Genomic DNA, 21161 nt, shown 5'->3' with positions numbered 1-21161 from the left:
CACGAACGACCCGCCCAAAAAAGGCGACAAAGCCATTGAGTGGCATTGTCCTGGCCGTTCGGCCGTCGCGACAGGCTGATCCGCGACGGGCCGCTGTGGACTGCGCCACGTTGCGCGTCCTCCGGTTTCGCCGTACCACACCCGCTCCGAACCGGGAGCGTTTTTCCGGACATTGGCCGACGAACCGCCGGGCGTCCACATGCGGTACAACAGTCGGCCAGCCTACCGCGAGCGGTACGACAACAGGATCACGGGGATGGTCGGACGGTCACACCGAGCGATCGGGCAGAACCCCGCTGAGCAGGAACGCGACGCTCCGCTCGCGTTCCGTCCAGGCCCGCGTGTCGAGTTCGACGGACTGCAGCAGGGCGCACTCGACGTCGTAGCCGTGCTCCGTGAGGTCGCGGCCGATGAGTTCGGCGGCGTCGCGGGTCGCGGCGTGGGTGACGATGCGCTGCGGGCGCCGGTCGGCCACGGCGGAGACGACGGCCGCTCCCCCGCCGCCGACGCGGACCACGTCCGGTTCGGGGAGGTTCTCCAGGACGTGCGGGGCGGTGCCGTGGACGATCTGGGTCTGGACGCCGAAGGCGCGCGCGTTGGCCTCGGTGCGCTCGCAGGCCCGCGGGTCGCTGTCGACGGCGATGACGGCCGCGCCGGCCCGTGCGGCCTCGGTGGCGAAGGCGCCGCTGCCGCAGCCGATGTCCCAGACGAGGTCGCCGAGGCGGGGGCCGAGCCGGGCGAGCTGGGCGGCGCGCAGCGGTTCGAGCTCGCCCTCGCCCATGAGGCCGCCGTAGGACTGGGCGGGCAGGGTCCAGCCGCGGGGGCCGGTGGACGGGTCGCGGCCCGCGATCCAGCCGATGCCGTCGGGCGCGGGGGCGGTGCCGCCGGCGACGATCACGACGTTGGGGTCGCGCCAGGTGTGGTCGGCGGCCTTGTCGGAGGTGACGACGGTGACCTGTTCGCGGCCGGTGCCCAGTTCCTCGCAGATCACGAAGGTGCGGTGGACGCCCTCCAGGAGCAGGCCCAGTTCGGCGGGACCGGCGCCCGGCGAGGTCAGCACGGCGACCTTGGTGTGGGCGCGGCACACGTTCACCGCGCGTCGCAGGGTGCGCGGATGTGCCACGACCACCTGTGCGTCGTCCCAGGGCATCCCGGCGCGGGCGAAGGCCGAGGCGACGGAGGAGACGGCGGGGACGACCTCGACCTCGAGGCCGAACTCGGGGGCGCGCAGCGTGCGTACGACGCCGAAGAAGCCGGGGTCGCCGTCGGCGAGCACGACCGCGGTGCCGCGGTGGCCCGCGATACGGCGGGCGGCGAGGGCGACGCTGCCCAGGCGGATGCGCTCGGCGGCGGGCGGCACTTCGGGGAGCGCCAGATGGTGGGCGGCGCCGGCCACGAGGGTGGCCGCACCGAGGGCGGAGCGTGCCGCGGCGGTCAGCGGCGAGCCGTCCCAGCCGATCACCGTGACGCGGTCGGCCATCGTCGTCAGTCTCCTGGGTGCGCGCAGGTCGTCATGGGGAGCCCGAGGACCGGGCCTCGTGAGGGTACCTGGTCGCGGCGGGGCCGCCGGGCGTCCGGGTCCGGCTCAGTTCCACTCGCCGTAGGAGGTGAAGCCGCCGGATCCGGCCAGGTGGTCCCCGGCGCCGTCGAGGTCCTCGGGCAGGAGGCTCCAGACGATGAAGTCGGTGCGCACATCGGTCCAGGTGCCGTCCTCGGTGCGCACGTGGGCTATGCAGGCGTTGCGCAGGACGCCCTCGCTGATGCAGCCGATCTTCTGGGCGACCTGCTGGGAGGCGGTGTTGTCGGCGGCCGTGCGCAGTTCGATGCGCTCGAACTTCTGGTCGGCGAACAGCCATTGGGCGGTGGCGAGGGCGGCCTCGGAGGCGTAGCCCTCGCCGCGGGCCCAGGGGGCGACGATGTAGGAGAGCTCGGTGGCGCGTACGTGCCAGTTGGTCTTGGCCAGTTGGACGATGCCGACCAGACGCTGGGTGAGGAACTCGGTGACGGCGAGGTCGAGTCCGCGGCCCGCCTCCCGTTCGGCGGGGGCGTACTCGGTGATCCAGGTGCGGGCGCGGTCCTCGGTGAACGGCTGGGGCACGTCCGTCCAGGCGCCGACCTGTTCGTCGTTCATCATCTCGGCGAGTGCGGGCACGTCGTCCTCGTCGAGGGGACGCAGCACCAACCGCTCCGTGCTGATGGAGATGGTGGGGAAGGTGCCAGTCATGCGCCGCTCCGTAACCGTCGGAAATACCTTCAGGGCCTGCGAACTGCCCAGCATGCAGCATGAAAGCACTGAACCGCACCACGGGGCCCGCACCCGGTGAAGGTGGGGACCCCGTGGTGGGCGATACGCGTCGAACGCCCCGTCAGATGGCGGTCGGCCGGCTCAGAACGCGGCGACGACGGCGCCGTCGTACTTGTCCTCGATGAACTTCTTCACCTCGGGCGAGGTGAGCAGCTTCGCGAGCTTCTCGACGCGCGGGTCGTCCTCGTCGCCCTTCTTCACGGCGAGGAAGTTGCCGTACGGGTTGTCCTTCGGGGACTCGGCGGCGAGGGCGTCGTCGGCCGGGCTGAGGTCGGCCTCGAGCGCGTAGTTGCCGTTGATCACGGCGGCGTCGACGTCGGCGAGGGAGCGGGGCAGCTGGGCGGCCTCCAGCTCCTTGAAGTTCAGGTTCTTCGGGTTGGAGGCGATGTCCTTGGGGGTCGCCTCGTAGCCCACGCCCGCCCTGAGCTCGATCAGGCCGTTGGCCTCCAGCAGCTTGAGCGCGCGGGCCTCGTTGGTGGTGTCGTTCGGCAGGGCGACGGTGGCGCCCTTCTCGAGGTCCGCGAGCTTCTTGACGCCCTTTGAGTAGACGCCGAGGGGCTCCAGGTGCACCGTGGCGTTCGGCACGGCGACGATGTCGGTGCCGTTCTTCTTGTTGAAGTCGTCCAGGTACGGCTTGTGCTGGAAGTAGTTGGCGTCGACCTCGCCCTGCTGGACGGCCGTGTTCGGCGTCACGTAGTCGGTGAACTCCTTGACCTCGAGCTCGAGGCCGGCCTTCTTCGCGAGGTTGTCCTTGATGTAGGTGAGGATCTCGCCCTGGGGGGTCGGCGTGGCGGCGACCTTCAGCGGGGCGTTCGCGTCGGAACCGGAGTCCTTGTCCGAGCCGCAGGCGGAGAGCCCGAGGGTGAGGGCTCCGACGGCGAGGGCGGCGGTGGTGATCTTGGCGGTGTTACGCACGAAAAGTGCCTTTCCTAGGGGTGGTGCGACCCCGGCATGGGTGCCCGGGGAGTTCGGGGGTGCGAGCGGTACCTAGACGGTCTCGCTCGTGGCGGTGGCGGCCTTCAGCAGGCGCAGCTTCGGCGCGGGTCCGGAGCGGCCGCCGCGGTGGTGCAGGGAGCGGGCCGCGTAGTCGCCGGCGGCCTGGATGACGGAGATGACGACGGCGAGGATCGCCACCGTGATCCACATCAGCTCGCTCTCGAAGCGCTGGAAGCCGTAGCGGATGGCGATGTCGCCGAGTCCGCCGGCGCCGACCGTGCCGGCCATGGCCGAGTAGCCGATGAGGGCGACGATCGTGGTCGTGGTGCTGGCGATGAGGGACGGAAGCGACTCGGGGACGAGGACCTTGCGCACGACGGTCCAGGTGTTGCCGCCCATCGCCTGCACGGCCTCGACGAGTCCGCCGTCCACCTCGCGGACGGCCGTCTCGACCAGTCGCGCGAAGAACGGGATGGCGCCGATGGCGAGCGGCACGATGGCGGCCTCGCGGCCGATGGTCGTGCCGGTGACCCAGCGGGTGAAGCTCATCAGGGCGACCATCAGGATGATGAAGGGCATCGAGCGGGCGACGTTCACGATCTGCCCGATGACCTTGTTGGCGAGGACGTTCTGGAGGAGTCCGCCGCGGTCGGTGAGGACGAGCAGGATGCCGAGCGGGAGTCCGCCGGCCACCGCGATGAGGGTGGACCAGCCGACCATGTAGAGGGTGTCCCAACACGCCTGCTCCAGCAGGGGCTGCATTTCGGACCAGGTCACGGCCGGGCACCTTCCTTCAGCAGTACGGGCTCCTGGCCCAGGACGTCGATCTGGAGTCCCTGTTCGCGCAGGAAGCCGATCGGCACGACGTTGTCCTCGTAGCGGCCGGGCAGTTCGATCCGCATCCGGCCGACCTGGAGACCGCCGACGGTGTCGATGGCGGCACCGAGGATCGATATGTCGATGTTGTAGGTGCGCGAGAGCTGGGAGATGACCGGCTGGGTGGCGGCCTCGCCGTGGAAGGTGACGTCGACGACGGTCCGGTCGTCGGCGGATGCCTCGCCGCCCACCGGGAAGAGGGCGGAGGCCAGTTCGGAGCCGGGGGTGGCGAGCAGTTCGCCGACCGTGCCGGACTCGACGATCCGGCCGCGCTCCATCAGGGCGGCGGAGTCGCAGATCGACTTCACGACGTCCATCTCGTGCGTGATGAGCAGGACGGTCAGGCCCAGCTGCCGGTTGAGGTCGCGCAGCAGCTGGAGGATCGAGCGGGTGGTCTCCGGGTCGAGGGCGCTGGTGGCCTCGTCGGAGAGCAGCACCTTGGGGTCGCCGGCCAGGGCGCGGGCGATGCCGACGCGCTGCTTCTGGCCGCCGGAGAGCTGGGCGGGGTAGGACTTCGCCTTGTCGGCGAGGCCGACCAGGTCGAGCAGTCCGAGCGCCTTGCGGGAACGTTCCTTCCCGGACATGCCGAGGATTTCCAGCGGCAGTTCGACGTTGTCCTGGACGGTCCGGGAGGACAGCAGGTTGAAGTGCTGGAAGACCATGCCGATCCGGCTGCGCGCCCGCCGCAGCTCCTTGCCGGCCCGGGGGCCGCGTCCGGCGAGCGCGGTGAGGTCCTGACCGGCGACGGACACGGTGCCGGCGGTGGGGCGTTCGAGCAGGTTGACGCAGCGGATGAGCGAGGACTTGCCGGCGCCGGACTGGCCGATGACGCCGTACACCTCGCCCTCGCGGACGTGCAGGTCGACGCCGTCGAGGGCGGTGACCTCGCGGCCGCGCGAGCGGTAGACCTTGGTGAGGCCCGAAGTGGTGATCACTGGAGTTCCGTCACTGTCGAGTGCGCGGCGCGTCGTGGTCGCCGGGCACGGGGCATACGTGGTCGAAGGCAGCCGGACGCAGCACGGTTCCGTGCAAGGGGGAACGCGGAGAACGTGTGCGCGGGGGCGTGGCTCAGTCCTGGAACCCGGGGCGGGCGGACCTGAGCGGGCTCGCTTCGGGGCGCGAGGCTCGGATGGTGCGGGGGCCCTCTAGAAGGCGCACATTCGACACATACAACGAGCACCGGGCGTCAGGGGCGCCTCGGTCGCGGGAATGCGGCTGCTCGTGGTGGTCATGCGATCAGTAAAGCAGACGTATGGTCCTTACCGGCCGCCGCTGTCCGCATGGTGGACAGCGGCGGACAGGGTCAGACGCGGGCGGAGATCTCCACGAAACCGTCGCCGGCCAGCACGGACAAGGCCGACAGGTCCTTCACCACGAGGTCGGCGTCGAGCTCGTCGGCCCGGTGGGTTGTGGTCAACGCCACGGTGGTCATGCCGGCGGCCCGGCCGGCCGCGAGACCGGCGGGGGCGTCCTCGAAGACGACGCAGCCGGCCGGGTCGACGCCCAGCTCACGGGCGGCGAGCAGGTAGGGCTCGGGGTCGGGCTTGCCGCGCGTGATGTCGTCGGCGGTCACCATCGTCTTGGGCAGGATGCCGACGGCGTCGAGCCGGGCCTCGGCGAGCCGGCGGGTCGCGGAGGTGACGACGGCCCAGCGGTCGGCGGGCAGCGCGTCGAGGAAGGCGCGGGTGCCGGGCAGCAGGTGGACGCCGTCGTTCGGCACGTCCTCCACCTCCAGCGCCTCGATCCGGGCGAGCGCCTCGGGGACGCGTGCGGCGGGCAGCAGGTCGGCGACTATCTCGACGGCCGGGCGCCCGTGCAGCTCGATCCTGCCGAACGCCTCCGTGACGCCGTACTCCGCGGCCCAGCGCGTCCAGCAGCGGTCCACGGAGGCGAGGGAGGAGACGAGGGTGCCGTCGTTGTCGAACAGGAGGGCTTGTGCACGGATCTTCATGCCCCCGACCCTACGGCCGCTGTCCGGGGGCGGCCGCATCAGGCCTTTTGGCCCGTAATAGGCTCACCGGCATGTTCGCTGTCCTGATGCTGGTGACCGGTGTCGCCGCGCTGCTGCTCGCCGCGTGGTGCGGCTGGGCCGCCACCCGTGACCAGCCGACGAAGGACTGGCACTTCATCGGCATGGCCGTCGTGACGGTGCTGGCGCTGGTGCAGCTGGTCGTCGGGATCGTGCTGCTGGCGCGGGGCGAGAAGCCGGAGCAGGGCACGACGATCTTCGTGGCGTATCTGCTGGGCGCGTTCGCGTGTGTGCCGGCGGCGGGCTTCATGTCGCTGGCGGAACGGTCCAAATGGGGCTCGGTCACGGTCGCCGCGGGCGGCGTGGTGCTGGCCGTGCTGGAGGTGCGGCTCTATGACATCTGGGGAGGCTGAGATGGCCACGACCGAGGACAGGCCGGCGCGGCTGATCGGCGGGCCCGGCGTCCTGCTGGTCTGGCTGTACGGCGTGATGGTGGTCGGCGCGGTGTCGCGCTCGGCGTACCAGATCGCGACGGACTTCGGCCGGGCCCCGCTCGCCTACACGCTGTCGGCGGTGGCCGGTGTGGTGTACGGCTTCATCACGTACACGCTGGTACGGGGCGGTGAACGGGCCCGCAGGGCGGCGCTGGTGTGCTGCGCCGCCGAGCTCGTGGGCGTCCTCGTCGTCGGCACCTGGACCCTGGTGGAGCCCTCTGCGTTCCCCGACGCGACGGTCTGGTCCGACTACGGCATGGGCTATCTCTTCATCCCGGTGCTGCTGCCGCTGTCGGCCCTGTACTGGCTCCGCAGGGCCCGCGCCGTCACGCCGTAGTGGCGAAGGCGCCCGCCTCCTTCTCCAGGACGATCATCGGGACGCCGTCGGCGCCCTGGGCGGTGCCGACCCTCGCGTAGCCGACCTTGCGGTAGAGGCGGAGGTTGCCCTCGCTGCGGTGACCGGCCTCCAGGCGGAACCGCTTGGCGCCGCGCTGCTCGGCGAGGGCGGCCTCGGCCGCGCGCAGCAGACGGGCGCCGATGCCGTGGCCCTGGAGACGCGGGTGGACGCAGAGCTTGCCGATGGCGGCGGCGCCGTCCTCGGTGACATGGCCGCGGACCGAGCCGACGACCTCCTCGCCGAGGCGGGCCACGAAGACGCAGTCCGCGGCGACCTCGGCCCGGACCGAGTCAAGACTCTGGACCAGCGGGGCGATGCGGTAGTTGCCGTACAGCGCCGCTTCGCTCTGGAAGCACAGGTACTGCAGCCTGAAGATCTGCTCAGCGTCCTGCTCGGTCGCCGCAGAGATGGTCACGCTCATGCCCATGTGCGCACGCCTCCCGCTCACCTGATCACCGGTCGTCCCTCACTCCTATCCCCGCGCACTGCGGGCCGCAACCTCCGGTGTGAGCAATCGACGCAGACATTCCAGGCATCTGGAACGTTCCGGGCCGAGACTGCCCTGTGAGATACCCAACTCCCCCGCGATCTCGCGGTAGGTCGGGTCGTCCGGGGAGAGCAGCGCCTCCAGCAGACGGGGGCAGCGGCCGGGCAGCCGGCGGACCGCGTCGCGCAGCGCGCGGCGGTGGGCGGCGGCCAGCGCCAGGCCCTCGGGGTCGTGCCGGTCGGTGTCGGCGACGGGCTCGTGCTCGTAGGGCCGTTCGTGCCGGGCCGTACGGCGGCTGCGGCGGGACTCCGAGCGGACGGCGCGGCGCAGCCAGGCGTGCGGGTCGGCGGGCGGGCCGTCCGCGTCGAGGTGTTCCAGGAGGCGCAGCCACACCGCCTGCTCCAGGTCGGCGGGCTCGGCTCCGGAGGCGGACGCCTCGGCCCGGGCCTCGGCGGCGAGCAGTGGGCGCAGGGTGGTGACCAGGTAGTCCCTCATGTGCGGCACGACGCGGCCGCCGGGGCGCGGGGTTGCCCGGGCGGCCGCGGCTCACCCCAACCGGGGCCCGCGCCTCAGCGGTTGACGAGGTCCTGACGGGCGAGCAGGCCGGTGTCGGGGTTGTCGGTGAAGACCCCGTCGATCCCGGTGGCGAAGTACACGCGGTAGGCGCCGAAGACGTCGCCGTAGGCGTCCGGGTCGGTGCCCTTGCGGAACTCGGCGGGCAGGAACGGGTTCTCGTTGCGCATCGTGTAGGGGTGCAGCAGGAGGCCCGCTTCGTGCGCGTCCCGGACCAGGGTGGTGGGGGTGGTGAGCCTCCCGGCCGCGTCCTTGGGGATGACCAGGTCCAGGGTGGGGCCGATGCCCTGGGCGTAGGAGGCGATCTCCCGCAGCCCGGCCGGGGTGATCAGGTCGGCGACGGTGCGCGGGTCCCCCGTCCTCTCGAAGTCCCAGGGGCGGGTGCTCGCGCCGGAGAGCAGGACGACGAGGGGGTTGCCGACGAGCTTGTCCATGCGCTGGATGCTGGTGGGCTCGAAGGACTGGAGGATGACGGGCGAGTCCTTCCTGTCCTTGCCGTGCCGGCGCAGCACCTTGGCGACCCGCTCCTCCAGGCCGAGGCCCTGCTCGCGGAAGTAGGTGGGGTGCTTGAGCTCGGGGTAGATCCAGACCTGCCGGCCCCTCCTGCGGGTCTGCTCGTCCTGCCAGGCGAGGACCTCCTCGAAGGTGGGGATCTCCCAGCGCCCGTCGTAGAGGGTGTTGTGCGGGCGGTTGGCCGGGACGCGCTCGGTGGCCCGGAGCGTCTTCAGCTCGGCCAGCGTGAAGTCCTCGGTGAACCAGCCGGTCGTGGGCACTCCGTCGAGCGACTTGGTCTTCCTGCGGCCCGCGAACTCGGGGTGGCTCGCGACGTCGGTGGTGCCGCCGATCTCCGGCTCGTGCCGGCAGACGAGGTGCCCGTCCCGGGTGGGGACGAGGTCGCCGGCCTCGACGATGTCGGCGCCGAGGTCGAGGGCCAGCTGGTAGGAGCCGAGGGTGTGCTCGGGCCGGTAGCCGCTGGCGCCGCGGTGGCCGATGATCGTCGGCTTGGGCAGGCTCTTGAGTCCGCCGCCCCCGTGCACGCCGCCTCCGTGTCCGCCGCCGGCGGCGGCCGCCTGACCGGAGAGCCCGAGGACGCCTCCCGCCCCGAGTACGGCCGCGCCGAGAAGAGTCCGCCGTCCGGTGGTGGTGGTCTGCTCGTCGTCCTGGGTTCCCATGAGCGCCCTTCCTGCCTCGATGCGTCGGTGCGGGCCGATCGTAGGTGCGCGTGCATGACAGATGGGAGACCCCGGGCCGAACACACGGGTGACACCGGATGGCGTGTGGGGGCGGCGAGGTGACGGGGCGTCGGATTCGCCACGCCCGGGCGGGGAACCCGTGATACGTCGCCCGAGCGACGTCCGTCACACCGTTGCGGCCGCGTTACGGCACACCGGCGCCGCGTCACCGCAGGTGAACGCAGGTCAACGACGAGTAAGACCTGGATGAAGTCGGCGTACCCGATGTGCGGGATCGCGGTCACCGCGAGTATCGTCCTCACCTGCACAGACATAGATGAATCCCTTGACACCGGAGGGCCCGTTGTCCCGCTTCGCGCTCATCAAGGCAGTGCTCGGACCGATCATGCGCCTGATGTTCCGCCCACAGGTGGAGGGCGCGGAGCACATCCCGGGCGACGGTCCGGTCATCCTGGCCGGCAACCACCTCACGTTCATCGACTCGATGATCCTTCCGCTGGTGTGCGACCGGCAGGTCTACTTCATCGGCAAGGACGAGTACGTCACCGGCAAGGGCTTCAAGGGCCGTCTCATGGCCTGGTTCTTCACGGGCGTCGGCATGATCCCGGTGGACCGGGACGGCGGCCGGGGCGGCGTCGCCGCGCTGATGACCGGGCGCCGGATCCTGGAGGAGGGCAAGGTCTTCGGCATCTACCCCGAGGGCACCCGCTCCCCCGACGGGCGCCTGTACCGGGGCCGCACCGGCATCGCCCGTCTGACGCTGATGACGGGCGCGCCGGTCGTGCCGTTCGCCATGATCGGCACGGACAAGATCCAGCCGAACGGCGCCGGCATGCCCCGCCCCGGCAAGGTGACCGTGCGCTTCGGCGAGGCGATGGAGTTCTCCCGGTACGAGGGGATGGACCGCGACCGCTATGTGCTGCGCGCGGTGACCGACTCCGTGATGGCCGAGGTCATGCGGCTGTCCGGCCAGGAGTACGTGGACATGTACGCGAGCAAGGCCAAGGAAGCGGCCTGACCCATCGCGTGGGCCGTCCTCACCGGGACGCCGTGTCGTCCAGCCGCTGACCGCGCAGCAGGAACCAGGCCGCCACCGCCGCCGCCAGCAGGACGGCCGCTCCGGCGCCCGCCGCCAGGGCGAGGCCGTCGACGAAGGCGGTCCGGGCCGCGTCCAGCATCGCCTCGGAGGTCCGGGCGGGCAGCCCCGCCGCCGCCTCCACCGCGCCGCCGAGGGACTCGTGGGCCTCGGCCGGGGTGCCGGTGGGGCCGGTGAAGCCCCGGTAGACGCCGGTGACGATCGAGCCGAGCACCGCGATGCCGAGGGCCGCGCCGAGTTCGTACGCCGTCTCCGACACCGCCGACGCGGCGCCCGCCTGCTCCTTCGGTACGGAGGACAGGATCACGTCGGACGTCACGGTGAAGGAGAAGCCCGCGCCGACGCCCACCACGAGCAGGGCCGCGCCCAGCAGGGGGTAGCCCGTGGTGCCGTCGATCACCGTGAGCACGGCGAGCGCGCCGCCGATCGCGGCGAGGCCGGCCGAGACGACGGCCCGGACCGAGAAGCGGCGGGCCGCACGGCCCGCTACCAGGCCGGCCACCACCGCGCCGATCGCCGCGGGCAGTTCGGCCAGTCCCGCCTCGAGCGGTCCCCTACCCTGCACCAACTGCAGGAACTGCGACAGGAAGAACACCAGCCCGGACAGGCCGAGGATGGTGAGCAGGTCGGCCAGGACCGCGCCGCTGAAGCCCCGGTGGCGGAACAGCCGCATGTCCAGCAGCGGCGCCGGCAGCGTGAGCTGACGCCGGACGAAGCCGTACAGGGCGCCCGCGCCCGCCAGGCCCGCGGCGAGCGTGAGCCAGGTGAAGCCGTGCGCGGCGGCCTCCTTGACGGCGTAGACGACACCGACCATGCCGAGCAGGGACAGCAGGACGCTGGGCAGGTCCCAGGGGCCCGGGGCCGGGTCGCGGGACTCGGGCAGCAGCCGGACGCCGACGAGGACCAGCACCACCATCACGGGCAGGTTGATCAGGAAGACCGAGCCCCACCAGAAGTGTTCGAGCAGGAATCCGCCGGCTATCGGGCCGACGGCGGTGCCCGCGGAGGCCGTGGCGCCCCAGATGCCGATGGCGAGGCTGCGCTCGCGCGGGTCGTGGAAGAGGTTGCGGATCAGGGCGAGGGTCGCCGGCATCAGGGTGGCGCCCGCGACGCCGAGCAGGGCCCGGGCGGCGATCAGCATCTCGGGGCTCGTGGCGTAGGCGTTGAGGACGGACAGCGCGCCGAACGCCGTGGCGCCGACGAGCAGGATCCGCTTGCGGCCGATGCGGTCGCCGAGGCTGCCCATCGACACGAGCAGGCCCGCGATCACGAACGAGTAGACGTCGCCGATCCACAGCAGCTGGGTGCCGGAGGGCTCGAGGTCCTCGCTGATGTAGGGGGTCGCGAGACCGAGGACGGTCGCGTCGACGGCCACCAGCAGCACGGCGAGGACGAGGACGGACAGCGCGAGCCAACGGCCCGGGCGCGCGGTCACCGCCTCGGCCGTGTCCGCCGGCCGCAGGGTGCTGGTCATGATTCCTCTCTCCGGAGTGCGCCGCCGAGCAGCAGCCCGACGATCATGTGGTGGAAGTCCCGGGGGGCTCCCTTGCCGCTCTGCACCATCCAGGCGCCGGAGGCCATCAGGCCGAACAGCGCCTCGGTGAGCCAGGCCGGGGTCAGGTCGATGCGGAACTCTCCGGCGAGCTGGCCGCGCCGGAACAGGGCGGCGATGCGTTCGTCGATCGCGGTCCAGCCGGGGTTGATCTCCTCGCCCTCGTAGAGCTGGTTCTCGGTGTAGAGGAAGGCGAGGAGTCCCGCGGCGGGCTCGATCGCGTGGACGAGCCGGCGTACGGCGTCGGACGCGGAGCCGCTGTCGAGGTCGGCCGCGTCCAGCGCGGCCTCGCACTCGGCGATGCCCAGCGCCTCCAGGGCGCGGACGAGCGCGTCACGGCCCGCGAACTGCCGATGCAGGGTGGCGCGGCTGATCCCGGCGGCCTTGGCGACCTCGTCCATGGTCGCGGTGGCCTTGCGGGTCAGCAGGGCCGCGGCACTGCGCAGCACGAGTTCACGATCGACAGCCATGATACGAGAGTAGCCCATGTGAGACAGTGATGTCTCATTCAGGGCGTGCGTGACTCATCACAGGTCGCCGGCACGTGAAAAGACCAGCCGGTCTCCGGAACGAGAAGAACGGATCAGTGCCAGGGCAGGCGGCCGCGCGTCTCCCAGTACGCGCCCGGCTCCTCGGCGAGGGCCGTGAGCCGGGCCAGCCGCTCCTCGTCCAGGTCGACCACGGCCGCGTGCAGGTTGGACGCCAGCTGCGCGGTGGTCGCGGCGCCGGACAGGACGACACCGGCCCACGGCTGGCGCAGGACGAACGCGAGGGCGACCGCGTCGCAGCCCTGGGAGGTCTCGGCGGCCACGGCCCGCAGCGCGCCGGGCGCGTCCGGGCCGGCGAGCCGCCCGTTGGCCATGCCCTCCTTGACGATCACCGTCAGCCCGGCGTCGTGCGCCTCGGCGAGGGCGGGGCCCACCGAGGTCTCCAGGATGTTGTACGTCGACTGGACGGTACGGAAGAGGGGCTCGCCGTCGACCGTCACGGCGAGGGCGGCGCGCACGGCGTCCGCCTGGGCCGGGCCGCTCGTGGAGAACCCGATGGTCACGCCCTGGGCGGCGGCCTCCGCGAGCCGCGCGTGCAGCTCCTTGTCGGTGAGCGCGGGGCTGTCCGGGGTGACCGAGTGGATCTGGTAGAGGTCGAGGCGGTCGCCGAGCAGCGCGGCGGTCTCGGCGCGCTGGCGCTCGTAGGTGGCCAGGCCGTGGTCCTTGACCTCGTGCCGCTCGGCGTCCGTCGTCCAGTCCGCGGTGTAGGTGTAGCCCCACTTGCTGCCGACGACGACGTCGTCGGCGTCCGGGCGGGCGGCCAGCCAGGAGGCGAGGAACTCCTCCGAACGGCCGTACGAGCGGGCGGCGTCGAAGTAGCGCACGCCCTGGGCGTAGGCGGCGTCGAGGAGTTCATGGGTGCGGGCGCGCAGCGCCTCGACGCTGCGGTCGGCTCCGAGGTCCTCGTCCCGGCCGAGGTTGATGTAGCCGGGGCGGCCGACGGCGGCGAGGCCGAGTCCGATGTGGCAGGTCGGGGTCGTCGCTGTCGCCAGTCGGGCGAAGGGCATCGCGGGCTCCGTTCGGTCGGCTGCGTACCGCTGTGCGACCAACGTAACCCGCGACGCCCCGGCCCACGGGGCGGGCCTCAGCCGTTCTTGGCCGTGGCCCAGGCGTGCTGGGCCGCCACGTCGGCCTTGACCTCGGCGAGCTGGACGGCGACCGCGCTCGGGGCGGTGCCGCCGCGGCCGCTGCGGGAGGCCAGGGCGCCGGGCACGTTCAGCACGGTCCGCACCTCGGGCGTCAGATGGGCGGAGATCTTCGCGAACTGGTCGTCCGTCAGCTCGTCGAGCTCCTTGCCCTCGGCCTCGGCGGCCTTCACGCACTCGCCGGCGACCTCGTGGGCGACCCGGAAGGGGACGCCCTGCTTGACCAGCCACTCGGCGATGTCGGTGGCCAGGGAGAAGCCGGCCGGGGCCAGTTCCTCCATGCGCGCGCGGTTGACCGTGAGGGTGGCCATCATGCCGGTGAAGGCGGGGAGCAGGACCTCCAGCTGGTCGCAGGAGTCGAAGACCGGCTCCTTGTCCTCCTGGAGGTCCCGGTTGTAGGCCAGCGGGAGCGCCTTGAGCGTGGCCATCAGACCCGTGAGGTTGCCGATCAGACGGCCGCTCTTGCCCCGGGCCAGCTCGGCGATGTCCGGGTTCTTCTTCTGCGGCATGATCGACGAGCCCGTGGAGAAGGCGTCGTGCAGGGTCACGAAGGAGAACTCCTTCGTGTTCCAGATGATGATCTCCTCGGCGATCCGGGAGAGGTTCACGCTGATCATCGCGGTGATGAAGGCGAACTCGGCGACGAAGTCACGGGAGGCCGTGCCGTCGATGGAGTTGCCGACCGACCCGTGCTCGAACCCGAGGTCCTCGGCGACCGCCTCCGGGTCCAGACCGAGCGAGGAGCCCGCGAGCGCGCCCGAGCCGTACGGCGAGACGGCCGTGCGCTCGTCCCACTGCCGCAGCCGTTCGGCGTCCCGGGACAGGGACTGGACGTGGGCGAGGACATGGTGCGCGAAGAGCACCGGCTGGGCGTGCTGGAGGTGGGTGCGGCCCGGCATCGCCACGTCCGGGTGGGCCTCGGCGAGCCCGATCAGCGCGTCCTGGAGCTCGGCGATCAGACCGCCGATGATCCGGGCGTGGTCGCGCAGGTACATCCGGAAGAGGGTGGCGACCTGGTCGTTGCGGGAGCGTCCCGCGCGCAACTTGCCGCCGAGGTCGGGGCCGAGTCGTTCCAGCAGGCCCCGCTCCAGGGCCGTGTGGACGTCCTCGTCGGCGACCGTGCCCACGAACGAGCCGTCGGCGACGTCCGCCTCCAGCTGGTCGAGTCCGGCGAGCATACGGGTCAGCTCGTCCTCGGTGAGCAGCCCCGCCGCGTGGAGCACGCGCGCGTGCGCACGGGACCCGGCGATGTCATAAGGCGCCAGCCGCCAGTCGAAGTGGACGGAGGCGGACAGCTTGGCCAGGGCCTCGGCGGGACCGTCGGCGAAACGGCCGCCCCAGAGCCGGACGTCACCGCTGTTGCTGCTCACTCGCTGTGCTCCTCGCAGGTCTGGGTGTGGCGTCGCCTCCCGTGGCGTGCACGAGGGGCCGTCGCCACGCTGGTGGGCACCGGATGGCTCACCACGTATCGGCATGCATGAGTATGCAGAGGTCTGCATGATTCGTCAATCCGAGCCGGGCGGTGCGGAACGCGCGTGCTCCCGTTGAACACGAGTAACCGCTTACTCGTATCTCCCCGCGAGCGCAGGCGCCGCGTTCCTCCCCGACGACACCCCGAACCCGAGTGAGGCATCCGTATGTCCAGGGCTCTTCCGAAGTACGACAAGCGTCGCGTCGCGTTCGTCGGCGGCGCCGCCGCGGTGGCGCTGTCCGGCACGGTGATCGCCGGTTTCGCCCTGGCCGGCGAGTCCGGGCAGAGCGCCGAGCCCGCCCGCACGCTGGCCGGTCCGGGCACCGTCGGCTGCCCCGACGTCACCGGCGAACTGCCCGAGATCCCCGCCTCCGCCCAGGCCGAGGTCGACCGCAACCTCGCCCAGCTCCAGACCCAGATCAGCGAGGCCAACGAGCGCCTGGCGAACACCGTCGGGCAGGGCGGCCCCGACTTCGTCCAGAACGCCATCCTCGGCCCCCTCAAGGACAAGCGGGCCGCCGCCCTCGACCGCATCGCCCTCTCCATCGGCCGTACGGCGGCGAAGCCGCAGGGGCTCCAGGCGTTCGCCACCTGCACGCTGAACGCCGGCGGCGCGCAGGCCACACCCACGCCGAGCCGGACCGCGGGCGCCGGGCAGGGCAACGGGAACGCCGGGAACGGCCAGGGCGGCGGCGGGGGCAACGGGAACGCCGGCGGAAACGGCAACGCGAACGGCGGCGGCACCGGCGCCGGCACCATCACCTGCCCCGACGTCACCGGCGAACTGCCCGCGGTCCCCGCCTCCGCCCAGGCCGAGGTCGACCGCAACCTCGCCCAGCTCCAGACCCAGATCAGCGAGGCCAACCAGCGCCTGGCGAACACCGTCGGACAGGGCGGCCCCGACTTCGTCCAGAACGCCATCCTCGGCCCGCTGAAGGACAAGCGCGTCGCCGCGCTCAACCGCATCGAGACCGCCATCGGCCGCGCGGCAGCGAAGCCCGACGGGCTGGAGGCGTTCGCCGCCTGCACGCTCACCCGGTGACGTGACAGGCAGCCGTGGCCGCCCCGTTGGCACGCCGGCCGGGGCGGCCACGGTGACACCGGGGCAGCGGCCGCGAAATCCTTAGACAGCCGAACGAACAGCGCCCATAATCGGTGGACGTGGGCAAAACATATGAACGCATCGACGGCAGGCTCCGCACGTTCATCGAGGAGCAGCCGCTCTTCTTCACCGCCACCGCGCCTCTCGCGGCCGACGGCACCGTCAACCTCTCCCCCAAGGGCCTCAAGGGCTCCTTCGCCGTCCTCGACGAACGCACGGTGGCCTACCTGGACTTCGCGGGCTCCAACGCCGAGACGATCGCGCATCTGCGGGAGAACGGCCGGATCACCCTCATGTGGTGCGCCTTCCAGGGCCCGCCGAACATCGTGCGCGTGCACGGCCGCGGCGAGGCCGTCTTCCGCGACGACCCGCGCTTCACCGGGCTCCTCGAACACTTCCCCGGCATCGACCCGGCCCAGCACGGCCTGCGCGCCGTCATCGTCGTCCACGCCGAGCTCATCCGGGACACCTGCGGGTACGCCGTCCCCCTGATGACGTACGACGAGGACCGCGATCTGCACGGAAAGCGTTTCTCCCGCGAGGACGACGAGTCGCTCGACGCGTACTTCACCAAGAAGGAGTACGTCGCGACCAGCCTGGACGGACTTCCCGGGCTGCCGTTGCCGCTGCCCCCCTCTAGCTTCTGAGGCATGCGCCGTGCCGCCCTCGCCCTCGTGTCCGTGTCCGTCTCCCTTCTCGCGCTCGGTGCCGCGCCGGGCGGGGCGCCGGACCCGCTGCCCGGGCGGATGGCCGACACCGGGGGCGGCACCCAGCTGATCACCGCCGTCGCGCCGCGGACCGGCTCCACCCAGGGGACGGTGACCTGGTGGGACCGCGTGGGCGAGCGCTGGGTGCGGGCGGGTTCGGCGCCGGCGCGGTTCGGGGCGAAGGGCCTGGTCGCGGGGGCGCGCCGGAAGCAGGGCACGAACACGACGCCGACCGGGCTGTTCCGGCTGCCGTACGCCTTCGGCATCGAGGCCGCGCCGCCCGGGACGGCGTACGCCTACCGCCGGGTGCGCGAGGACTCCTGGTGGTGCCAGGACAACGACTCGCGCGCCTACAACCGCTGGAGCCAGCCGCTCGCCCCCGACTGCCGGCCCGCCGAGTCCGAGCACCTGATCACCTACGGCTCCCGCTACGCGCACGCCCTCGTCATCGGCTTCAACTACACCCGTCCGGTGAGGGGACGCGGCGCCGGGATCTTCCTCCATGTCAACGGGCGGGGGGCTACGGCGGGTTGTGTGTCGGTGCCCCGGGACGCGATGAGGAGCATCCTCGAGTGGGCCGATCCCGAACGCGAGCCGCACATCGCGATCGGCACCGCGTCCGGCTCCACCGCGATCACCCGGTACTGACCGCGAACCGCTGAACACACGGGCCTCCCCGCACGTATCTCTGGGCCAAGGGACCACGTCAACCCCCTTGCTCCCGTCCCCGGAGGAACCGTGACCACCACGCTCGCAGGCGGCCGTGCCGCCCGCCGCCAGACGATGCGCCGCATCCGTCCGCGCCGCTCCCCGGCCGTCCCGCTGGTCGTCGCCCTGTGGGCGGGCGCGGCGGCGGTGCTGTGGCTGTGGTGGGACAACACGCCGTCCCTCGCGGACAACACCGCGAAGATCCTGGCCGCCGGGCGCATCACCGGTCTGCTCGCCGGTTATCTGATGGCGCTGGTCGTCCTGCAGATGGCGCGGGTGCCCGCGCTGGAGCGGCGGGTCGGCTCGGACCGGGTCGCCCGCTGGCACGCCATGAGCGGCCGGTACACGGTCTGCCTGGTCATCGCGCACGTCTTCCTGACGATGTGGGCCTACGCCCTGCAGAGCGGACGGACCCTCGGCGACGTCGTCCAGCAGACGATCGACTCCGTCAACACGCTGCCCGACATGGGCAAGGCGGCCATCGGCACCGGGCTGCTGTTCGTCATCGCGTTCATCTCCGTCGGCGGCATCCGGCGCCGCATCCCCTACGACAGCTGGTACCACGTGCACCTGCTGACGTACGCGGCGGTGTTCCTGACGTTCTGGCACCAGATCACCACCGGCAACGAGTTCGCCGTCGAGCCCACCGCGAAGACCTTCTGGTACGGCCTGTACGGGGCGGTCACCGCGCTGGTGCTCTGGTACCGGGTCATCACCCCGATCCGCCTCAACCTGCGGCACCGGATGTACGTCGAGGCCGTCATCGAGGAGACGCCCGGCATCGTCTCGGTGCTGATCGGCGGGCGCAAGCTGCACCGGATGGGCGCGGAGGCCGGGCACTTCTTCCGCTGGCGGTTCAAGGCGCCGGGCATGCGGTTCAGCTCCCACCCGTACTCGCTGTCGGCGGCGCCCCGCCCGGACATGCTGCGGATCACGGTGAAGGCGATCGGCGACCACACCTCCCGGCTGCGCGAACTGAAGCCCGGCACCAAGGTCTGGGCGGAGGGCCCCTACGGCGCCCTGACGGCCCAGCGCCGCAGCCGGGGCAAGGTGCTGCTGGTGGCCGGCGGTGTCGGCATCACGCCGATGAGGGCCCTGTTCGAGACGCTGCCGGGCGCCTCCGGTGACATCACCCTGCTCTACCGGGCCAACAGCACCCAGGACCTGGCGCTGTGGGACGAGCTGTCGGCCATCGCCGACGAGCGCGGTGCCCGGCTGATGTACGCGGTCAACAGCCCGGACGGCGAACGTCCGGACATCTCGGCGGAGCGGCTGCGGCAGAAGCTGCCGGACATCGACCAGCACGACGTCTTCCTCTGCGGCCCGCCCGGGTTCGCGCAGTCCGTGTACGAGGCGCTGCGCGGCGCCGGAGTGCCCGCCCGCCGCATCCACCACGAGTCGTTCGAGATGTGAGCGACCGGACTTCGAGTCACCACCACTCCAGGAGCTGTGGAAAGCCATGAGGAAGAGCCACCCCATCCGGCGTTTCGTGCTGGCCGGTGCGGCCACCGTGTCGGGGATCGTGCTGCTGCTGTCGCTGAAGCCGGCGACCGACCCGGCGTCCGCCCAGGCGGCCGGCGGCGCGGCGCCCCCGGTCGCGGCCTCGCCGCAGGGCGGTGCGCAGGCCGCCGGGGCGGGCACGGTCACCGGTGACGCGGCGCGCACCCAGTACGGCGCGGTCCAGGTCCGGCTGACCGTGGCCGGCGGAAAGATCACGAAGGCGGAGGCCGTCCAGGCTCCCAAGGGCGGCCAGAGCGACCAGGTCACCGCGAACGCGGTGCCGAAGCTGAACCAGGCGGCGGTCGCGGCCCAGAGCGCCGACATCGACGCCGTGTCGGGGGCGACCTACACGAGCGCCGGGTACAAGCAGTCCCTGCAGTCGGCGATCGACAAGGCGAACGCCGCCGCGGACGCTTCGGGTGGGTCGGGCGGCCAGAACTCCGGCGGGGGCGCGGCGCAGACCCGTACCGTCACCGGCGCCGTCGCGCAGACCCAGTACGGGCCGGTCCAGGTCCGTGTCACCGTCAGCGGTGGGAAGATCACCAAGGCGGAGGCCGTGAAGGCGCCGAGCGGCGGGCAGAGCACGAACATCACCGCCAACGCGGTGCCGAAGCTCAACCAGGCGGCCGTGGCGGCCGGCAGCGCCGACATCGACGCCGTGTCCGGAGCGACCTACACCAGCGCCGGGTACAAGGAGTCCCTGCAGTCGGCCCTGGACCAGGCCGGTGGCTGACACGGTGGTGGAACCGACACCAGCTCCCGCCGCGGTACGTCGTGCGGAGGAGGTCATGGGGACGGTCGTCTCCTTCGACGTCCGCGGCGGGGATCCCGACGCCGTCCGGTCGGCTCTGGACGAGGCGGTCGCCGGGCTGCACCGGGTCGACGAGGTGTTCAGCACGTACCGCGACGAGAGTCAGGTCTCCCGGCTGGCGCGCGGGGAGATCACGCTGGACGCCTGCGACCCCGAGGTGGCCGAGGTGCTCGAACTGGGCGCCGAGGCACAGCGGTTGAGCGACGGCTGGTTCAGCACGTCGTACGCGGGGAGCGTGGACCCCACCGGCGTCGTCAAGGGCTGGTCGGTCGAGCGCGCGGCGCGGGCGCTCGCCGCGGTTCCCGGGGTGAGCGGGGTGAGCGTGAACGGCGGCGGCGATGTGCAGCTGCTCGGACTGCCGGGGCCCCGGCGCCCGTGGCGGGTGGGCGTGGCCGACCCGCTGCGTCCCGGAGGGCTCGCCGCGGTCGTCTCCGCGGCCGGCCTGGACGAGCTGGCGGTGGCCACCTCCGGCACGGCCGAGCGCGGCGCCCATATCGTCGACCCGCGCACGGGCCGCTCCGCGGTCACGGACCTGGTGGCCGTGACGGTGACAGCCCCCCGGCTGACCTGGGCGGACTGCTGGGCGACGGCGGCCTTCGCCATGGGGTCGCGGGAGGGCCTGGCCTGGCTGGAGTCGCTGCCGGACGTCGAGGCGCTGCTGATCACCGCGGGCGACGAGGTGCGGTGCACGGGCGGGCTGGCGGCCCGCCTGGGCTGAGCGGGCTCCTCCCCGCGTCAGTGGGTGTTCTGGGCGAGCCTGAGCAGGTGGTCGGCGAGCGCCTGGCCCCCCGTGGGGTTCCGGCTGATCAACAGCAGGGTGTCGTCGCCGGCGATCGTGCCGAGGATGTCGTGCAGTTCGGCCTGGTCGATGGCCGAGGCCAGGAACTGGGCCGCCCCCGGAGGCGTGCGCAGGACCACGAGGTTCGCCGAGGCCTCCGCGGAGATCAGCAGCTCCTGCGAGAGCCGCCGCATCCGCTCCTCCTTGGCGGACTCCCCGAGCGGGGCGCGGGGCGTACGGAAGCCGCCCTCGCTGGGCACCGCGTAGATGAGGTCGCCGTCGTTGTTGCGGATCTTGACCGCGTTCAGCTCGTCGAGGTCGCGGGAGAGCGTCGCCTGGGTGACGTTCAGCCCGTCGTCGGCGAGCAGCTTCGCCAGCTGGCTCTGCGACCGCACGGGCTGCCGGTTGAGAATGTCCACGATCCGGCGGTGACGTGCGGTGCGGGTCTGCGGCACGGCGGGGCCCGCGGCCCCGTTCGCGCCGTTGTGCCCGTGGTCCTGCGCCTGGCTCATC

At 72.1% G+C, this 21161-nt stretch carries 23 protein-coding genes; 9 read left to right on the top strand and 14 right to left on the bottom strand.

The window, feature by feature from the left end:
• Nucleotides 1-268 precede the first annotated feature (268 nt).
• The 6 genes from cbiE to ACFV46_RS22755 all read right to left on the bottom strand — a co-directional run bounded on the left by cbiE (nt 269) and on the right by ACFV46_RS22755 (nt 6068).
• A complete protein-coding gene (cbiE, locus tag ACFV46_RS22780; RefSeq protein ID WP_385499446.1) occupies nt 269-1480 on the bottom strand; it encodes a precorrin-6y C5,15-methyltransferase (decarboxylating) subunit CbiE in 1212 nt (403 codons plus the stop codon).
• Between the two features lie 105 nt (nt 1481-1585).
• Entirely contained in the window at nt 1586-2224 is a 639-nt protein-coding gene (locus ACFV46_RS22775; protein WP_361930810.1) for a GNAT family N-acetyltransferase, read from the bottom strand.
• 162 nt (nt 2225-2386) lie between these two features.
• Entirely contained in the window at nt 2387-3220 is an 834-nt protein-coding gene (locus tag ACFV46_RS22770; protein WP_385499445.1) for a MetQ/NlpA family ABC transporter substrate-binding protein, read from the bottom strand.
• A 72-nt stretch (nt 3221-3292) separates the two neighbouring features.
• A complete protein-coding gene (locus ACFV46_RS22765) occupies nt 3293-4018 on the bottom strand; it encodes a methionine ABC transporter permease (RefSeq protein WP_361930805.1) in 726 nt (241 codons plus the stop codon).
• The gene (locus ACFV46_RS22760; RefSeq protein ID WP_385499443.1) at nt 4015-5052 is read right to left on the bottom strand and encodes a methionine ABC transporter ATP-binding protein; all 1038 of its coding nucleotides are present in this window, start codon (nt 5050-5052) and stop codon (nt 4015-4017) included. The genes ACFV46_RS22765 and ACFV46_RS22760 overlap by 4 nt, the downstream gene beginning before the upstream one ends.
• Before the next feature lie 368 nt (nt 5053-5420).
• Nucleotides 5421-6068, bottom strand: coding sequence for an HAD-IA family hydrolase (locus ACFV46_RS22755; protein ID WP_385499441.1), 648 nt, complete (start codon nt 6066-6068; stop codon nt 5421-5423).
• A 71-nt stretch (nt 6069-6139) separates the two neighbouring features.
• Between ACFV46_RS22755 and ACFV46_RS22750 the strand changes: the two genes are divergently transcribed.
• Both ACFV46_RS22750 and ACFV46_RS22745 read left to right on the top strand, forming a co-directional pair.
• Nucleotides 6140-6499 carry a hypothetical protein gene (locus ACFV46_RS22750; protein WP_361930800.1) on the top strand — a complete coding sequence of 120 codons (360 nt, stop codon included), beginning with the start codon at nt 6140-6142 and terminating at the stop codon, nt 6497-6499.
• 1 nt (nt 6500) lies between these two features.
• Entirely contained in the window at nt 6501-6917 is a 417-nt protein-coding gene (locus tag ACFV46_RS22745; RefSeq protein ID WP_361930797.1) for a hypothetical protein, read from the top strand.
• Here the strand turns inward: ACFV46_RS22745 and ACFV46_RS22740 are convergent.
• The 3 genes from ACFV46_RS22740 to ACFV46_RS22730 form a co-directional block, all read right to left on the bottom strand.
• On the bottom strand, nt 6907-7404 hold the full coding sequence (locus ACFV46_RS22740) for a GNAT family N-acetyltransferase (protein WP_361930794.1): 498 nt from the start codon (nt 7402-7404) through the stop codon (nt 6907-6909). The two genes, ACFV46_RS22745 and ACFV46_RS22740, sit on opposite strands and share 11 nt — an antisense overlap.
• A 45-nt stretch (nt 7405-7449) precedes the next feature.
• Nucleotides 7450-7959, bottom strand: a complete 510-nt coding sequence (locus tag ACFV46_RS22735; protein WP_385499440.1) for a sigma-70 family RNA polymerase sigma factor — start codon at nt 7957-7959, stop codon at nt 7450-7452.
• A gap of 74 nt (nt 7960-8033) precedes the next feature.
• Complete coding sequence (locus tag ACFV46_RS22730) at nt 8034-9209, bottom strand: glycerophosphodiester phosphodiesterase (protein WP_385499439.1); 1176 nt, start codon at nt 9207-9209, stop codon at nt 8034-8036.
• Between the two features lie 364 nt (nt 9210-9573).
• On the opposite strand from ACFV46_RS22730, the gene ACFV46_RS22725 reads away from it, so the two are divergent.
• Complete coding sequence (locus ACFV46_RS22725; protein WP_151788016.1) at nt 9574-10248, top strand: 1-acyl-sn-glycerol-3-phosphate acyltransferase; 675 nt, start codon at nt 9574-9576, stop codon at nt 10246-10248.
• A 19-nt stretch (nt 10249-10267) separates the two neighbouring features.
• On the opposite strand, the gene ACFV46_RS22720 is transcribed toward ACFV46_RS22725, so the two are convergent.
• The 4 genes from ACFV46_RS22720 to argH all read right to left on the bottom strand — a co-directional run bounded on the left by ACFV46_RS22720 (nt 10268) and on the right by argH (nt 14941).
• Nucleotides 10268-11800, bottom strand: coding sequence for an MFS transporter (locus tag ACFV46_RS22720; protein ID WP_361930785.1), 1533 nt, complete (start codon nt 11798-11800; stop codon nt 10268-10270).
• On the bottom strand, nt 11797-12348 hold the full coding sequence (locus tag ACFV46_RS22715) for a helix-turn-helix domain-containing protein (RefSeq protein ID WP_361930783.1): 552 nt from the start codon (nt 12346-12348) through the stop codon (nt 11797-11799). The genes ACFV46_RS22720 and ACFV46_RS22715 overlap by 4 nt, the downstream gene beginning before the upstream one ends.
• Before the next feature lie 113 nt (nt 12349-12461).
• The gene (locus ACFV46_RS22710; protein WP_385499438.1) at nt 12462-13433 is read right to left on the bottom strand and encodes an aldo/keto reductase; all 972 of its coding nucleotides are present in this window, start codon (nt 13431-13433) and stop codon (nt 12462-12464) included.
• Nucleotides 13434-13510: 77 nt separating this feature from the next.
• The gene (gene argH / locus ACFV46_RS22705) at nt 13511-14941 is read right to left on the bottom strand and encodes an argininosuccinate lyase (protein ID WP_385499437.1); all 1431 of its coding nucleotides are present in this window, start codon (nt 14939-14941) and stop codon (nt 13511-13513) included.
• A 267-nt stretch (nt 14942-15208) separates the two neighbouring features.
• Here argH and ACFV46_RS22700 point away from each other — a divergent pair, with 267 nt between their 5' ends.
• From ACFV46_RS22700 to ACFV46_RS22675, 6 genes are all read left to right on the top strand, one after another.
• The gene (locus ACFV46_RS22700) at nt 15209-16084 is read left to right on the top strand and encodes a hypothetical protein (RefSeq protein ID WP_385499435.1); all 876 of its coding nucleotides are present in this window, start codon (nt 15209-15211) and stop codon (nt 16082-16084) included.
• 119 nt (nt 16085-16203) lie between these two features.
• Nucleotides 16204-16791, top strand: coding sequence for a pyridoxamine 5'-phosphate oxidase family protein (locus ACFV46_RS22695; RefSeq protein WP_361930772.1), 588 nt, complete (start codon nt 16204-16206; stop codon nt 16789-16791).
• A gap of 3 nt (nt 16792-16794) precedes the next feature.
• Nucleotides 16795-17499, top strand: a complete 705-nt coding sequence (locus ACFV46_RS22690; RefSeq protein ID WP_385499434.1) for a L,D-transpeptidase — start codon at nt 16795-16797, stop codon at nt 17497-17499.
• 90 nt (nt 17500-17589) lie between these two features.
• Nucleotides 17590-18972 carry a ferredoxin reductase family protein gene (locus ACFV46_RS22685; RefSeq protein ID WP_361930766.1) on the top strand — a complete coding sequence of 461 codons (1383 nt, stop codon included), beginning with the start codon at nt 17590-17592 and terminating at the stop codon, nt 18970-18972.
• 46 nt (nt 18973-19018) lie between these two features.
• Nucleotides 19019-19792, top strand: coding sequence for an FMN-binding protein (locus tag ACFV46_RS22680; RefSeq protein ID WP_385499433.1), 774 nt, complete (start codon nt 19019-19021; stop codon nt 19790-19792).
• 55 nt (nt 19793-19847) lie between these two features.
• Complete coding sequence (locus ACFV46_RS22675) at nt 19848-20588, top strand: FAD:protein FMN transferase (protein ID WP_385499431.1); 741 nt, start codon at nt 19848-19850, stop codon at nt 20586-20588.
• 17 nt (nt 20589-20605) lie between these two features.
• Here ACFV46_RS22675 and ACFV46_RS22670 read toward each other — a convergent pair whose 3' ends face one another.
• Nucleotides 20606-21160 carry an arginine repressor gene (locus tag ACFV46_RS22670; RefSeq protein WP_385499430.1) on the bottom strand — a complete coding sequence of 185 codons (555 nt, stop codon included), beginning with the start codon at nt 21158-21160 and terminating at the stop codon, nt 20606-20608.
• Nucleotide 21161 lies beyond the last annotated feature (1 nt).

The sequence above is a fragment of the Streptomyces sp. NPDC059852 genome (genome assembly GCF_042731455.1).
Taxonomy (GTDB): domain Bacteria; phylum Actinomycetota; class Actinomycetes; order Streptomycetales; family Streptomycetaceae; genus Streptomyces.
The sequence above is the reverse complement of the archived record's forward strand: the minus strand, read 5'-3'. Positions and strand labels throughout refer to the sequence as shown.

What these genes read in the sequence shown, in the direction of transcription:
- ACFV46_RS22680 (WP_385499433.1), top strand. Translation starts at nt 19,019, where the DNA reads ATGAGGAAGAGCCACCCCATCCGGCGTTTCGTGCTGGCCGGTGCGGCC.
- ACFV46_RS22750 (WP_361930800.1), top strand. Translation starts at nt 6,140, where the DNA reads ATGTTCGCTGTCCTGATGCTGGTGACCGGTGTCGCCGCGCTGCTGCTC.
- ACFV46_RS22730 (WP_385499439.1), bottom strand. Translation starts at nt 9,209, where the DNA reads ATGGGAACCCAGGACGACGAGCAGACCACCACCACCGGACGGCGGACT.
- ACFV46_RS22720 (WP_361930785.1), bottom strand. Translation starts at nt 11,800, where the DNA reads ATGACCAGCACCCTGCGGCCGGCGGACACGGCCGAGGCGGTGACCGCG.
- cbiE (WP_385499446.1), bottom strand. Translation starts at nt 1,480, where the DNA reads ATGGCCGACCGCGTCACGGTGATCGGCTGGGACGGCTCGCCGCTGACC.
- ACFV46_RS22775 (WP_361930810.1), bottom strand. Translation starts at nt 2,224, where the DNA reads ATGACTGGCACCTTCCCCACCATCTCCATCAGCACGGAGCGGTTGGTG.
- ACFV46_RS22710 (WP_385499438.1), bottom strand. Translation starts at nt 13,433, where the DNA reads ATGCCCTTCGCCCGACTGGCGACAGCGACGACCCCGACCTGCCACATC.
- ACFV46_RS22690 (WP_385499434.1), top strand. Translation starts at nt 16,795, where the DNA reads ATGCGCCGTGCCGCCCTCGCCCTCGTGTCCGTGTCCGTCTCCCTTCTC.
- ACFV46_RS22675 (WP_385499431.1), top strand. Translation starts at nt 19,848, where the DNA reads ATGGGGACGGTCGTCTCCTTCGACGTCCGCGGCGGGGATCCCGACGCC.
- ACFV46_RS22740 (WP_361930794.1), bottom strand. Translation starts at nt 7,404, where the DNA reads ATGGGCATGAGCGTGACCATCTCTGCGGCGACCGAGCAGGACGCTGAG.
- ACFV46_RS22670 (WP_385499430.1), bottom strand. Translation starts at nt 21,160, where the DNA reads ATGAGCCAGGCGCAGGACCACGGGCACAACGGCGCGAACGGGGCCGCG.
- ACFV46_RS22745 (WP_361930797.1), top strand. Translation starts at nt 6,501, where the DNA reads ATGGCCACGACCGAGGACAGGCCGGCGCGGCTGATCGGCGGGCCCGGC.
- ACFV46_RS22700 (WP_385499435.1), top strand. Translation starts at nt 15,209, where the DNA reads ATGTCCAGGGCTCTTCCGAAGTACGACAAGCGTCGCGTCGCGTTCGTC.
- ACFV46_RS22735 (WP_385499440.1), bottom strand. Translation starts at nt 7,959, where the DNA reads ATGAGGGACTACCTGGTCACCACCCTGCGCCCACTGCTCGCCGCCGAG.
- ACFV46_RS22755 (WP_385499441.1), bottom strand. Translation starts at nt 6,068, where the DNA reads ATGAAGATCCGTGCACAAGCCCTCCTGTTCGACAACGACGGCACCCTC.
- ACFV46_RS22715 (WP_361930783.1), bottom strand. Translation starts at nt 12,348, where the DNA reads ATGGCTGTCGATCGTGAACTCGTGCTGCGCAGTGCCGCGGCCCTGCTG.